This is a genomic window from Nitratireductor sp. GCM10026969, from assembly GCF_042660605.1.
Classification (GTDB): Bacteria; Pseudomonadota; Alphaproteobacteria; order Rhizobiales; family Rhizobiaceae; genus Chelativorans.
This window is the reverse complement of sequence record NZ_JBHSUM010000125.1, coordinates 1-12,486: the sequence shown is the minus strand read 5'-3', so window position 1 is coordinate 12,486 and position 12,486 is coordinate 1. Positions and strand designations below refer to the sequence as shown.

Genomic DNA, 12,486 nt, shown 5'->3' with positions numbered 1-12,486 from the left:
CCCGGCCGGCCCCGCCTCCGGCGACGCGTCGCAGCCGCATGCGCCCTTTATCGAGGCGGTGGAGATCGACGGCCGCGATGTGTTCGTCGCCGGCAGGGCCAAACCCGGCCACCAGGTGCGGGTCTATTTCAACGATCTCCTGATCGGGCAGACACGGGCGACGCCTGCCGGGCGCTTCCTTGTCCAGGCCGAACGCGAACTTCCCGTCGGCGACTACATCGTGCGCGCCGACGTCCTCGACGAGGATGGTGCGACCGTGATCGCGCGCGCCGCGGTACCTTTCGAGCGGCAGACCGGTGACAACGTCGCGGCGGTGGCTCCGGGGGCGACACGGGTTGAAGGTGGCAGGCCCGGGGCAGGCGTGGACGGTGACAGCCAAGGCGGCGAGGGGGCGGCCGGCGACGGAGAGGCGGACGGAACGCCCGGAACCGCCGCTGGTGGCGAAGAGCGGACAGCCGACCTGGCGCCGCGTCTGGAACCGGCGGACGGCTCCGTCATCATCCGCCGGGGTGACACGCTTTGGGAGATTTCCCGCCGCGTCTATGGACGCGGTGTCCGCTACACAACGATCTATCTCGCCAATCAGGATCAGATCGAGGACCCGGACCTCATCTGGCCGGGGCAGATCTTCAACTTGCCCGAGGAAACGGAGGAAGGCGAGGCCGCTGACCTGAGCGCCATCGGCGAACAGGCCGTCCAGCCTTCCGAACCGGTTCGGGAATCCTCCCGCTGATGGGCGAGACCGGGGCAATGCCCTGGCCCTTGTCAAGTTTGCGGACGCCCCGGTTAAGCTGGGCGGAAGGATACTGGCGGCTTTATGGCCGCGATGGCACCGCCTACGCGTCGGACACGGTCACGACGCAAGGATCGTGAAGTTCTTTCCCTCCTGCCAGGAAGATTAGCGCCCCTTTGTGGCGCACCGGCATGCAGTTGCAAATCCATCATTCATCGTTTATCGTCGATGTACGATGAATGATGGCACGCAAACGACTATGCCTCCCTCTCACGGTGCGTCCTGTTGTACTCCGGATGCGCTTTCGCGCGGGCTCGCGGCCTTGGCGCATCCTGTCCGGATCGAGATCCTGTGCCACCTTTCGGGCGCCGGCGCCTGCTGCTGCAAGGACGTTGTCGATCGGCTGCACATGGCGCAGCTTCATCTCGCCCAATCCACCGTCTCCCAGCATCTGAAGGTGCTTATCGATGCAGGGCTGGTGCGCATGAGGCCGGAACGCCAGCGTTCCCGCTATACGGTCGACCGGGAGGCGCTGTTGGCGCTTTCGCACGCTTTCGGCGGTCTGGTGGAGACCTGCATGGTGCAGGCGGAACACCACGAAACAAATTAAGGCAGCATCAGAAGTGGCAGAGAAAACGGTTTCCGCCGAGTCCGGCTCGACGCTGCGCACGCTCATAAACCTCTGGCCCTATATGTGGCCGGCGGACCGGCGCGATTTGAAGATGCGGGTGCTGGTGGCGACGGCCTTCCTGGTCCTTGCCAAGGTTGTGCTCGTCTTGGTGCCCTACTTCTACAAATGGGCAACCGATGTCCTGTCCGGGGAGGGGAGCGCTCCCGCCTTTGTTCCCGCTCTGCTGGCGGGGCCGCTGATGCTCGTGATCGCATATAACGTGATGCGGGTCGTGCAGCTCGGCTTCAACCAGCTTCGCGATGCTCTCTTTGCCCGCGTGGGCCAGCATGCGGTGCGCCAGCTTGCCCACCGCACCTTCGTCCACATGCATGCGCTGTCGCTGCGTTTCCACCTTGAGCGGCGCACCGGCGGCCTGTCGCGCATCATCGAGCGCGGCACCAAGGGCATCGACGCGATCGTCCGCTTCACCATCCTGAACACGATCCCCACGCTGCTCGAATTTGCGCTGTCGGCGGTCATCTTCGCCGTCGCCTACGGCTGGATCTACGTGGCGATCATCGCCGTCACGGTGTTGCTCTATGTCTGGTTCACGGTGCGGGCGAGCGATTGGCGCATCAATATCCGCCGCGAGATGAACGAGTCCGACACCGACGCCAATACCAAGGCGATCGATTCGCTGCTCAATTTCGAAACGGTCAAATATTTCAACAACGAGGCGATGGAGGCGCGCCGGTTCGACCAGTCCATGGCGCGCTACGAGGAGGCCGCGACGAAGACCTGGACCTCGCTCGGCTGGCTGAACTTCGGCCAGGGGGTCATCTTCGGTCTCGGCATGGCAACGGCCATGGGCTTCTCTGCGTGGGAGGTCATGCGCGGCACGCAGACGATCGGCGACTTCGTCTTCATCAATACGATGCTGATGCAGCTATCCATCCCGCTCAACTTCATCGGCTTCGTCTATCGCGAGATCCGCCAGGGCCTCGCCGATATCGAGCACATGTTCGACCTGCTCGATGTCCCCGAGGAGGTGCAGGATCAGCCGGACGCCCGACCGCTGAAGGTGAGCGACGGTGACGTCCGCTTCGAGAACGTCTCCTTCGCCTATGACCAGAGCCGCCCCATCCTGAAGGGCATTTCGTTCAATATTCCCCCCGGCAGGACCGTGGCCGTGGTGGGCCCCTCGGGCGCGGGCAAGTCGACCATCTCGCGCCTGATGTTCCGCTTCTACGATATCCAGAAGGGCGCCATACGCATCGACGGGCAGGACGTGCGCGACGTTACGCAGGAAAGCCTTCGGGCGGCCATCGGCATGGTGCCGCAGGATACGGTGCTCTTCAACGACACGATCCGCTACAACATCCGCTACGGCCGTCCGGACGCCTCTGAAGCGGAGGTGCGCCGCGCTGCCGAGCTTGCCCAGATCGCTTCCTTCATCGACAGCCTGCCGCACGGCTACGATACCATGGTGGGCGAGCGTGGGCTGAAGCTTTCCGGTGGTGAAAAGCAGCGCGTGGCGATCGCCCGCACCATCCTCAAGGCGCCGCCCATCCTCATCCTCGACGAGGCGACCTCGGCGCTCGACACCCACACCGAACAGGAAATCCAGGCTGCACTGGACATGGTCAGCCGCGGCCGCACCACGCTGGTTATCGCCCATCGGCTTTCCACGGTGATCGGCGCCGACGAGATCATCGTCTTGAAAGGGGGCCATATCGCCGAGCGCGGCACCCATCATGCCCTTCTCGCAGCCGGCGGTCTTTACGCCGAGATGTGGAACCGCCAGCGCGAGGCGAGTGAAGCGGAAGAGCGCCTGCGCCGCGCCCGCGAAGAGGATGCAATGGGCATTATCGAGCGCAAAGTGCCGAGCTACTGAAGCAGAACGGGTTGGAGAGGGCCGCTGGTGGTTATCCTTTCGGCCACGCCAGCCCCGCCATCCCGGCGCTCCCTCCAGCCGGGATGACGTGCTGGCGCATAGCGCAAATTCGTATGCCTGCCCTCACACCATGGCGGCGATCCGGCCGACCTCGGCGATGACCGCGTTCCGCGCCTCGCCCGAGATCGACGGCATCTTGCAATAGGCGGTGACGATCACGGGACCGCGGTCCGGCGGCCATGCCACGGCGATGTCGTTGCTGTTGCCGCTTCGCTGGCTGTTGGTCCCGGTCTTGTCGCCGACGAGCCACGTCTCGGGCAGGCCCGCCCGCAGCCGTTCGTCGCCGGTCTTGTTGGTGATCAGCCACGCGGCCAGCTGCGCGCGCGAGGAGGGTGAAAGCGCATTGTCGAAAAGGAGCTTGCGCAGGCTTTCCAGCATCGCCGTCGGCGTCGTGGTGTCGCGGATGTCATCCGGCCCGTCGTGCTCGTTGAGGCCGGGTTCGGTACGGTCGAGCCGCGTGACCGGATCGCCTAGCGACCGCGCGAAGGCCGTCAGCGCCTCGGGTCCGCCGAAACTGGAAAGAATGAGGTTCGCCGCCGTGTTGTCGCTGAGGGTCACGGCCGCTGCGCAAAGCTCCCCCACCGTCATGCCGTCTCCGCCGACGCGGGATTCGGTGCCGGGTGACCAGGAGACGAGATCCGCGCGGGAAAAGACGATACGCCGGTCGAGCTGTTCCTCGCCCTTGTCGACCCGGGCGAGCACCAGGGCGGCCGCCAGTGCCTTGAAGGTGCTCAGCATCAAGAAGCGCTCGTTGGCGCGATGCCCGATGCGCTTGCCGGTCTGAAGGTTGAGTACGGCGACCCCGAGCCGGCCGCCCTTAGCTTCTTCCAGTTTCGCAAGGCGGGCTTCTGCACCCGCCGTCTCCTGCGCCGCTCCGGCGTTTGCCTGCAGGAGCGCAAGCGCCGGGGCCGCAAGCAGGGCACCGGCAAGGGTCTGGCGGCGTGTCATTCCACTTGTCATTTGCATCTCCGATCCTGGTCCCTTCCATTGGCACTGAAGGAACCGTTTTTTCCGATATCCCGCCCGCAGCCCGAATACGCGCAGAAGGAGACCCTAGCCAAACGATGAATTCTCGGCTCTGATATGAGAAAAACTTGGCCTCGTTCGCCGGAGAGAAATACCTATGGACGTTTCGCAATTGCCACTCAATGCCCTTAGAGCCTTCGAAGCATCGGCCCGGCTCGGAAGCTTCACGCGTGCGGGCATGGAACTGCGTGTCACGCAGACCGCCATCAGCCATCAGGTCAAGGCACTGGAGGCCGTGCTCGCGACGTCCCTGTTCGAGCGACTGCCGCGGGGGCTTGCCCTGACCGAGGAGGGACACGCGCTGCTGCCGGTGCTCACCGACGCCTTCCGGCGCGTGAGCGCCACGCTCAGCCAGTTTGAGGAAGGCAATTTCCGGGAAATTCTCACGGTCGGCGTGGTCGGCACGTTCGCCACCGGCTGGCTCCTGCCACGGCTTGGGCGCTTCAAGGCGGGACATCCGCATGTGGACCTGCGTCTCAAGACCAACAACAATCGTGCCGATATCCTGGTCGACGGGCTCGATATCTTCATCCGGTTCGGCGATGGCGCGTGGCATGGGACGGAATCGCTGCCGCTGATGGACGCGCCCCTTGCGCCGGTCTGCGCCCCGGCGCTCGCTGCTCGCCTGGCCAGGCCGCAGGACCTGACAGGAGAGGAGTTGCTGCGCTCCTATCGCAGGGACGAGTGGGCCCTTTGGTTCAAGGCCGCAGGGCTTGAGCCGCCGAGCCTGCGCGGCTGGATGTTCGATTCGTCGCTGACTCTCGTCGAGGCGGCCGCACGCGGGGTCGGCGTGGCGCTGGTTCCCGTCGCCATGTTCGCTCGGGAGCTTGAAGAGGGGCGCATCGTGCAGCCCTTCGAAACCGCGGTGTCGACGGGAAGATATTGGCTGACGCGCCTGAAATCACGAACGGAATCGGCCGCCATGAAAGCCTTCGGGCAATGGATCCTGGCCGAGATGACGGCGGACGTGCAGAAGAATGCAAAAGATCAATGCCCGCGTCCGGCCCGTGGCGGGCCCGACGCTGGCCGCGTTGCAGCCAGCCCACCTTTCAGTTAGGAAAACCGGCAACGGAATTTTGTGGGGACGCCGAGCGATGAGTCTAGCCGACACGATCAGGAACACGCTCGTTCCCATCCACCGCGAGGGCTATCCCTTCATCGCGGGCTTCGCCGTCGCTTCGATCCTCCTCGGCCTGCTGTGGGAGCCGCTGTTCTGGATCGGCGTCGTGCTGACGGCCTGGTGCACCTATTTCTTCCGGGATCCGCCGCGCGTCACGCCCGTCGATGACGCACTTGTCATCGCGCCCGCCGACGGCATCGTTTCGTCCGTCGGGCCAGCCCTGCCGCCCGCCGAACTCGGCATCGGCAACAACGAGATGACGCGCATTTCGGTATTCATGAATGTCTTCTCCTGCCACATCAACCGCGCGCCGGTGCGCGGGCGCATCTCGCTCATCGAGCATCGGCCGGGACGCTTTCTGAACGCCGATCTCGACAAGGCAAGCGATGAGAACGAGCGCAACAGCCTCGTCATCGAAAGCCCGCACGGGCCCGTGCCGGTGGTGCAGATCGCCGGTCTTGTCGCCCGCCGTATCGTCTGCTGGGCGGAAGCGCCGGGCGAGATCGCCGTCGGCGAGCGCTTCGGCCTGATCCGCTTCGGCTCGCGCGTCGACGTCTATCTGCCGGCCGAGGCCCGGCCGCGCGTGGCGGTGGGCCAAACGGCGGTCGGCGGCGAGACGGTGATTGCCGAATTCGGCAGCGAATCGCCAGCCCCGCTGGTGCGCGTGTCCTGATGGCGGGGCCGTTTCCCCCTTTCGAGCCCCATGGCGGAGGCGGCCCGCGCATCCGCGAAATCCCGCTGCGGCTCATCGTGCCCAATCTCATCACGGTGCTTGCCATCTGCGCGGGCCTGTCGGGAATCCGCCTGGCCTTCGAGGGGCGGGTGGAGACCGCCGTGGTCATGGTGCTTCTGGCGGCCTTCCTGGATGCCGTCGACGGGCGGGTCGCGCGCATGCTCAAGGCCTCCTCGCGGTTCGGTGCGCAGATGGATTCGCTCGCCGACATCGTCAATTTCGGCGTCGCCCCGGCGCTGGTCCTCTACGCCTATCTGCTCGACCAGGCGGGGGCCATCGGTTGGATCGCCGCCCTTCTCTTCACCATTGCCTGTGCGCTGCGCCTCGCCCGTTTCAATGTCATGCTGGATGATAACGACCGTCCGGCCTGGCAAACCGACTATTTCGTCGGCGTCCCCGCACCGGCGGGTGCGGCACTGGTCATGCTGCCTGTCTATCTGGGCTTCCTCGGGATCTCTCCCGAAGGGCCGGTCGCTATCGCCGCTTGTATCTATACGCTCGGCATCGCCTTTCTGCTGATCAGCCGTCTGCCGGTCTATTCCGGCAAGAGCTCGGGCAGCCGTGTGCGCCGCGAGTTCGTCATGCCGCTGATGCTGGTGGTCGTGCTCTATGCGCTGCTCCTGGCCAGCTTCACCTGGGAGACGATGGCGGTCTCGGCCATCCTCTATCTTGTCTTTCTGGTCTTCAGCATGCGGGCCTACCAGCGCAGGGTCGCGCGTGAGGAAGCCGAGGACGACGTCGAGTAGCGGCACCCCAGCCGCTTCAGGCGGCCTCGGCCTCTTCCTGCTTTTCGGGGAGGGGGCGGCGAACGGCCATCAAGCGGTCGAACATTGCATTGGCGGCCATCGGCTTTTCCGGTCCCGCCGCTAGCGCCACCATCTCGCCGATGGTGAGCGGTTCGAGGGTGCAGATGTTCAAGTGGGGCAGAAGCTGCCGTCTTTCCTGCGGTGCGAGCGCAAAGAAGCTGCGGCCGGCGCCTTGCACATGAATCGGCACGACGCGCGCCTCGGCATTGGCCGCGATCCGGGCGATAGCGCGAAACAGGCGGAAGGCCTTCGGGTCCGGTGTCTCGTCGTCCGGTAGATAGACCGCAAGGCGGCCTTTCCCCCTGAGGCGGCGCACGAGCCGCCGGCTGACGAAGACGTGATGCGCGTTGAAAACGATCGTGCGCGCCAGCGCCCGCCAGGGGTCGAGCCACCAGGCCCGGGCCGAATCCTCGTCGAGGATATGCAGCGTGTCGCTGGGCAGCAGCGCCAGCATCAGCGCCGGCTCCAGACGCGAACGGTGCCAGACCGCATAGATGACGGGCGGTTCGGCGGTGCGCGCGGTGCCGATCGCCCCGTCCTCGATGCGGAAAAGAACCTTCAAAGGCGCGTAGAGAAGAGCCTGGTGCAGGTTGATCTCCAAGCGCAACTGACCGTACAGAGCGGCGGCGAGCCAAAAGGCCAGGACCGCGCTCACAAGCGCTATGGCCATCGTCATTCCGCACCTCCCGCCAGCGGGCCTGTCTCCGCTGCATGATCCGTTCTTGGCGACAACAAGCCGGAGCGATTGACACCCTTACGGCACGCCACTCCACCCGCGCTGCGGCTTCTCACCGCCGACGCCGCGCAGGGTAGCGGAAGATGAAGCGAGGTCAATCGCGATTTCAGGGTGTCATTCCGGCATTCGGTAGTGCACGAATCGGTCCTTGCACACGTCGAAGATGAGCCCGGTCTCGGTAAGAGCGGGACTGGCGAGCGGCATGATCTTCTCAGCTACCTCGGAGGGGTGCGGCAGGGTTTGCGGGTCTTCGCCGGGCATCGCCTGCGCCCGCATCGCCGTGCGCGTCGCGCCCGGATTGACCGCGTTGACCCTCAGCGGCATGTTTTCCGTTTCGTGCGCCCAGGAGCGTACCAACGCTTCGACCGCCGCCTTGGACGCCGCGTAAGGCGCCCAGAAGGCTCGTGCCGAGTGTGCCGCGCCGGAAGACATGACGATGGCCCGCCCGGCATCGGACGCCCTTAGGAGGGGGTCGACGGAACGAATCAAGCGCCAGGTCGCGGTGACGTTGATCTCCATCACCTTCTCGAAGGTTTTCGCCTCCACGTGCCCGATCGGCGAGATGACGCCCAGGATGCCGGCGTTCGCCACCAGGATGTCGAGCTTGCCCCAGCGCTCGTGGATTGCGCCCCCCATGCGGTCGATGCCGTCCATGTCCGTCAAGTCCAGGGGCACCAGCGTCGCCTCGCCGCCCGCCGCCTTGATCTCGTCGTCCAGTTCTTCCAGTCCGCCGATGGTCCGCGCCACGGCAATCACATGCGCTCCCGCCGCGGCGAGATCCTTGGCCAGAAAGTAGCCGATGCCGCGCGAGGCCCCGGTGACGAGGGCGGTCCGGCCGGAAAGATCGATCGAGTGGGGCATGCATGGATTCCTGCAGCTTCAACAGTCCGCCCGTGATATTACGAATCGTGTTTCAGAGAAACCCGGCACGGCCATATTGCAGCGGACGGCAACGGGGCCTACATGCGCGCCGAGCGGGGACGACCCCGACTCAATTCCCTAAAACGGATGAGGACGACCTCATCGCCATTGAATGATGGAGATGAGCATGGCCTGGCTTGTCCTTTTTGCCGCCGGCCTGCTGGAGATCGGCTGGGCCGTCGGCCTGAAATACACCGAGGGCTTCACCCGGCCGTGGCCGACGCTCGTCACAGGTGCTGCGATCATTGCCAGCTTCGCACTGCTCGGGGTTGCGTTGCGCGTCCTGCCGCTCGGAACCGCTTACGCGGTGTGGACGGGGATCGGTGCGGTCGGCACCGTCTTATTCGGGATTCTTCTCTTCGGCGAATCGGCGGACGTACCGCGCCTCATCTGCGTCGGGCTGATCGTGGTGGGCGTCGTCGGGCTGAAGCTGGTCACGCCCTGATCACTGCCCGCCCGCTGCCAGCAGCGAGAGCTGGCGCACATTGTCCGTGCCGTCCTGGTCGGTCAGCCGCGTTGGATAGTCCTTGGTGAAGCAGGCATCGCAGAACTGCGGGGCCTCGTTGTTGCGGGCGGCTTCTCCGACGGCCCGGTAAAGCCCGTCGATGGACAGGAAACCGAGGGAATCGACGCGGATGAACTCGGCCATCTCCTCGACAGACATGCGCGAGGCGAGAAGCTTCGCCGTCGTCGGCGTATCGACGCCGTAGAAGCAGGAGGCGCGCGTCGGCGGCGAGGCGATCCGCATATGGACCTCCTTGGCGCCGGCATCGCGCACCATCTGCACGATCTTCTGGCTGGTCGTGCCGCGCACGATGGAATCGTCCACGAGCACCACCCGCTTGCCCTCGATCGACTTGCGGTTGGCGTTGTGCTTCAGCTTCACGCCCATGTGACGGATGGAATCGGTCGGCTGGATGAAGGTCCGCCCAACGTAGTGATTGCGGATGATGCCGAGTTCGAAGGGAATGCCCGCTTCCTGCGCAAAACCGATCGCCGCCGGCGTACCCGAGTCGGGCACCGGCACCACGATATCGGCCTCGACCGGATTCTCGCGCGCCAGTTCTGCGCCGATCTCCTTGCGCACGTCATAGACGTTGCGCCCCTCGACCGAGGAGTCGGGGCGCGCGAAATAGACATATTCGAAGATGCAGAAGCGCTGCTTGGCCGGCTGGAAGGGGAAGAAGCTTTCAATTCCCTGCTCGGTGGCCACCACCATCTCGCCAGGCTGGAGGTCGCGCACGAAGTGCGCCCCCATGATGTCGAGCGCGCAGGTCTCCGAGGCCAGGATATAAGCGCCCTCGAGCTCGCCGAGGACGAGCGGGCGAATGCCCAGCGGATCGCGACAGCCGATCATCTTTTTCGAGGTGAGCGCGACCAGGGAAAAGGCCCCTTCGAGCTGGCTCACGGCATCGATGAAGCGGGCATTGGTGTGGCGCTCCCTGCTGGTCGCCACCAGATGCATGATCGTTTCGGTATCGGAGGTGGAGGAGAAGATCGAGCCCTGCTTCTGCAGCCGCCGCTGCACGGTCATGGCATTGGTGATGTTGCCGTTGTGCGCGACCGCGAGCCCGCCGTCGGCAAGCTCGGCGAAGAAGGGCTGCACGTTGCGCAGGCCCGAGCCGCCCGTCGTGGCATAGCGCGTGTGGCCGATGGCGCGAGACCCTTTCAGCCGTTCCAGAACGGCGGGCTTGGTGAAAGTGTCGCCGATGAGCCCGATGTGTCGCTCGACATGGAACTGACTGCCGTCGAAGGAGACGATGCCCGCCGCCTCCTGGCCGCGGTGCTGCAGGGCGTGGAGCCCCAACGTCACGATGGCTGCCGCATCCTGGCGTCCGAAAATACCGAAGACGCCGCATTCATCATGGAAATGGTCGTCGGCTTCGCCCGGGAAAGGCAAATCAGTGTTGTCCGCCATTGCTGGCCGCCTCATGCCTTGTTGCTTGCGCTCTGGCGGCCGTTTCGGCCGTCAGTTTTCGTTTGTCTCCGTTCCGGCCGCCGCGTCTGTTTCGGACGACATGCGGTCGAGGATGGACAGTTCCGGATCTTCGGGCATCAGGCCCTGCAGCCATTGCCCCATGCCATCCAGAAGCGGGCGCGACTTGGCTTCGGCCACCCATGTCGGAGGGTTCGAGCCCAAAAGCCAGTTCAGGAACAGAAGCGCCACCGCCACCACCAGTATGCCGCGCGCCGCGCCGTAGAGAAAGCCCAGCGTCCGGTCGAGCGCGCCGATTCGCGAATCGATGATGAAGTCGGCGACCTTCATCGTGATCACCGTCGCGATGATCAGCGTCACGAAGAAAACCGCTGCGGCCGCCACCACCAGCGCGATGATCGCACTTCCTATATAGGGAGTCACATAGGGCAGCACCAAGGGGTAGAGCAAATAGGCGGCCACCGCCGCGATCGCCCACGAGGCGATCGACAGGACTTCGCGGGAAAACCCCCGCACCATGGCCAGCATCGCCGAGACCAGCGTGAAACCGACGAGGATTCCGTCAAGCAGTGTGATTGGCATTGTCACCCCAACTCCATATCAGGCGGCATGCCCCCGCACCGATATCCTGCTCATCTTCCGGCCTGCCAGCCGCCATTTCTTTTTCTTCCGTCACGGTGCGCGGGACGCCGCTATCCGGGCGACAAGGTCCGCAAGCGCCTCCGGCCGCTGCGCGTTTGCCGAGATGCCGCCCGCCGGCTCCTCGTTTCCCGGTGGCATCACGGCCTGGGCGAAGCCCAGCTTCTCGGCTTCCTTGAGCCGGGTTGCCGCATGGGCCACCGGTCGCACCGCGCCCGAAAGGCTGATTTCGCCGAAATAGACGCAATCGGCGGGCAGAGCAAGCCCGGTAAGCGAGGAGACGAGCGCCGCGGCCACGGCAAGGTCCGCCGCAGGCTCCGAGATGCGGTAGCCACCGGCCACGTTGAGATAGACGTCGTGGGTGGCGAACCGCACGCCGCAATGGGCCTCCAGCACGGCGAGCACCATGGAAAGCCGCGCCGTGTCCCAGCCCACCACCGCCCGCCGCGGCGTGCCGAGGGGGGAGGGGGCGACCAGCGCCTGGATTTCCACAAGGACGGGCCGCGTGCCCTCCATTCCGGCGAAGACCGCCGCTCCGGGAGCGGCGGCAGTGCGCTCGCCCAGGAAAAGCTCGGAGGGGTTCGGCACCTCGGCAAGGCCCCTGTCGCCCATGGCGAAGACGCCGATTTCATCGGTCGGGCCGAAACGGTTCTTCACGGTGCGCAGGATGCGGTAGTGGTGGCCGCCTTCGCCCTCGAAATAGAGCACGCCGTCGACCATGTGCTCGACCACGCGCGGGCCGGCGATCTGGCCTTCCTTGGTGACATGGCCGACGAGCACGATGGCCGCTCCCGTGGATTTCGCGTAGCGGATCATGGCCTGCGCTGCCGCGCGAACCTGCGTGACGGTCCCCGGCGCGGATTCGGCGAGATCCGTCCACAACGTCTGGATGGAATCGAGAATGACGAGATCCGGCCGCGGCCCCTCGCCGATGGTGGCCAGGATGTTTTCCACATTGGTCTCGGCGGCGAGCTCCACCGGCGTTTCCGCCACGCCAAGGCGCTGGGCCCGAAGCCTGATCTGCGCCACCGCCTCCTCGCCCGAGACATAGACGATGCGCAGGCCCTTGGAGGCGAGTGCAGCGGCAGCCTGGGTGAGCAGCGTCGATTTGCCGATGCCGGGATCGCCACCCACGAGAAGGGCCGAGCCGCGCACGAAGCCGCCGCCCGTGGCACGGTCGAGTTCGCCGATGCCCGTGACGATCCTCGGCGCGTCCTCGATGTCGCCCGAAAGCGTCGTCAGCGCGACCGGCCGGCCGGCCCGCGCCTTTCG

13 protein-coding genes are annotated in these 12,486 nt (G+C 65.5%); 7 read left to right on the top strand and 6 right to left on the bottom strand.

Annotated features, from left to right (window positions below):
- The 3 genes from ACFP9U_RS19285 to ACFP9U_RS19275 all read left to right on the top strand — a co-directional run.
- Positions 1-733 (top strand): LysM peptidoglycan-binding domain-containing protein (locus ACFP9U_RS19285; RefSeq protein WP_378623960.1); only part of this gene is annotated, 733 nt, incomplete at its 5' end.
- A 259-nt stretch (positions 734-992) separates the two neighbouring features.
- Positions 993-1,343, top strand: coding sequence for an ArsR/SmtB family transcription factor (locus tag ACFP9U_RS19280; protein ID WP_378623959.1), 351 nt, complete (start codon positions 993-995; stop codon positions 1,341-1,343).
- Between the two features lie 13 nt (positions 1,344-1,356).
- Entirely contained in the window at positions 1,357-3,237 is a 1,881-nt protein-coding gene (locus ACFP9U_RS19275) for an ABCB family ABC transporter ATP-binding protein/permease (RefSeq protein ID WP_378623957.1), read from the top strand.
- A 123-nt stretch (positions 3,238-3,360) separates the two neighbouring features.
- On the opposite strand, the gene bla is transcribed toward ACFP9U_RS19275, so the two are convergent.
- The gene (gene bla / locus ACFP9U_RS19270; protein ID WP_378623956.1) at positions 3,361-4,257 is read right to left on the bottom strand and encodes a class A beta-lactamase; all 897 of its coding nucleotides are present in this window, start codon (positions 4,255-4,257) and stop codon (positions 3,361-3,363) included.
- Positions 4,258-4,420: 163 nt separating this feature from the next.
- Here bla and ACFP9U_RS19265 point away from each other — a divergent pair, with 163 nt between their 5' ends.
- The 3 genes from ACFP9U_RS19265 to pssA are packed head-to-tail and all read left to right on the top strand — an operon-like array spanning position 4,421 to position 6,922.
- Positions 4,421-5,380 (top strand): LysR family transcriptional regulator, encoded by a 960-nt coding sequence (locus ACFP9U_RS19265; RefSeq protein ID WP_378623954.1) that lies wholly within the window; start codon positions 4,421-4,423, stop codon positions 5,378-5,380.
- Positions 5,381-5,417: 37 nt separating this feature from the next.
- Entirely contained in the window at positions 5,418-6,116 is a 699-nt protein-coding gene (locus ACFP9U_RS19260; protein ID WP_378623953.1) for a phosphatidylserine decarboxylase, read from the top strand.
- Positions 6,116-6,922: a CDP-diacylglycerol--serine O-phosphatidyltransferase gene (gene pssA, locus ACFP9U_RS19255; protein WP_378623951.1), complete on the top strand. Its 807-nt coding sequence runs from the start codon at positions 6,116-6,118 to the stop codon at positions 6,920-6,922. Before ACFP9U_RS19260 ends, pssA begins: the two co-directional genes overlap by 1 nt.
- A gap of 16 nt (positions 6,923-6,938) precedes the next feature.
- Here pssA and ACFP9U_RS19250 read toward each other — a convergent pair whose 3' ends face one another.
- Positions 6,939-7,658: a 2-acyl-glycerophospho-ethanolamine acyltransferase gene (locus ACFP9U_RS19250; RefSeq protein ID WP_378623950.1), complete on the bottom strand. Its 720-nt coding sequence runs from the start codon at positions 7,656-7,658 to the stop codon at positions 6,939-6,941.
- Positions 7,659-7,832: 174 nt separating this feature from the next.
- Positions 7,833-8,579, bottom strand: a complete 747-nt coding sequence (locus ACFP9U_RS19245; protein WP_378623948.1) for an SDR family NAD(P)-dependent oxidoreductase — start codon at positions 8,577-8,579, stop codon at positions 7,833-7,835.
- 187 nt (positions 8,580-8,766) lie between these two features.
- On the opposite strand from ACFP9U_RS19245, the gene sugE reads away from it, so the two are divergent.
- Positions 8,767-9,084, top strand: coding sequence for a quaternary ammonium compound efflux SMR transporter SugE (gene sugE / locus ACFP9U_RS19240; RefSeq protein ID WP_378623947.1), 318 nt, complete (start codon positions 8,767-8,769; stop codon positions 9,082-9,084).
- On the opposite strand, the gene purF is transcribed toward sugE, so the two are convergent.
- The 3 genes from purF to radA form a co-directional block, all read right to left on the bottom strand.
- Positions 9,085-10,557, bottom strand: a complete 1,473-nt coding sequence (gene purF, locus ACFP9U_RS19235) for an amidophosphoribosyltransferase (protein ID WP_378623945.1) — start codon at positions 10,555-10,557, stop codon at positions 9,085-9,087.
- Positions 10,558-10,608: 51 nt separating this feature from the next.
- Entirely contained in the window at positions 10,609-11,157 is a 549-nt protein-coding gene (locus ACFP9U_RS19230; protein ID WP_322450515.1) for a CvpA family protein, read from the bottom strand.
- A gap of 90 nt (positions 11,158-11,247) precedes the next feature.
- On the bottom strand, positions 11,248-12,486 hold a 1,239-nt coding region (gene radA, locus ACFP9U_RS19225), incomplete at its 5' end, for a DNA repair protein RadA (protein WP_378623943.1).

Coding starts and splice junctions, on each gene's coding strand:
- ACFP9U_RS19280 (WP_378623959.1), top strand. CDS start 993: ATGCCTCCCTCTCACGGTGCGTCCTGTTGTACTCCGGATGCGCTTTCG.
- bla (WP_378623956.1), bottom strand. CDS start 4,257: ATGACAAGTGGAATGACACGCCGCCAGACCCTTGCCGGTGCCCTGCTT.
- ACFP9U_RS19265 (WP_378623954.1), top strand. CDS start 4,421: ATGGACGTTTCGCAATTGCCACTCAATGCCCTTAGAGCCTTCGAAGCA.
- ACFP9U_RS19260 (WP_378623953.1), top strand. CDS start 5,418: ATGAGTCTAGCCGACACGATCAGGAACACGCTCGTTCCCATCCACCGC.
- pssA (WP_378623951.1), top strand. CDS start 6,116: ATGGCGGGGCCGTTTCCCCCTTTCGAGCCCCATGGCGGAGGCGGCCCG.
- ACFP9U_RS19250 (WP_378623950.1), bottom strand. CDS start 7,658: ATGACGATGGCCATAGCGCTTGTGAGCGCGGTCCTGGCCTTTTGGCTC.
- ACFP9U_RS19245 (WP_378623948.1), bottom strand. CDS start 8,579: ATGCCCCACTCGATCGATCTTTCCGGCCGGACCGCCCTCGTCACCGGG.
- sugE (WP_378623947.1), top strand. CDS start 8,767: ATGGCCTGGCTTGTCCTTTTTGCCGCCGGCCTGCTGGAGATCGGCTGG.
- purF (WP_378623945.1), bottom strand. CDS start 10,557: ATGGCGGACAACACTGATTTGCCTTTCCCGGGCGAAGCCGACGACCAT.
- ACFP9U_RS19230 (WP_322450515.1), bottom strand. CDS start 11,157: ATGCCAATCACACTGCTTGACGGAATCCTCGTCGGTTTCACGCTGGTC.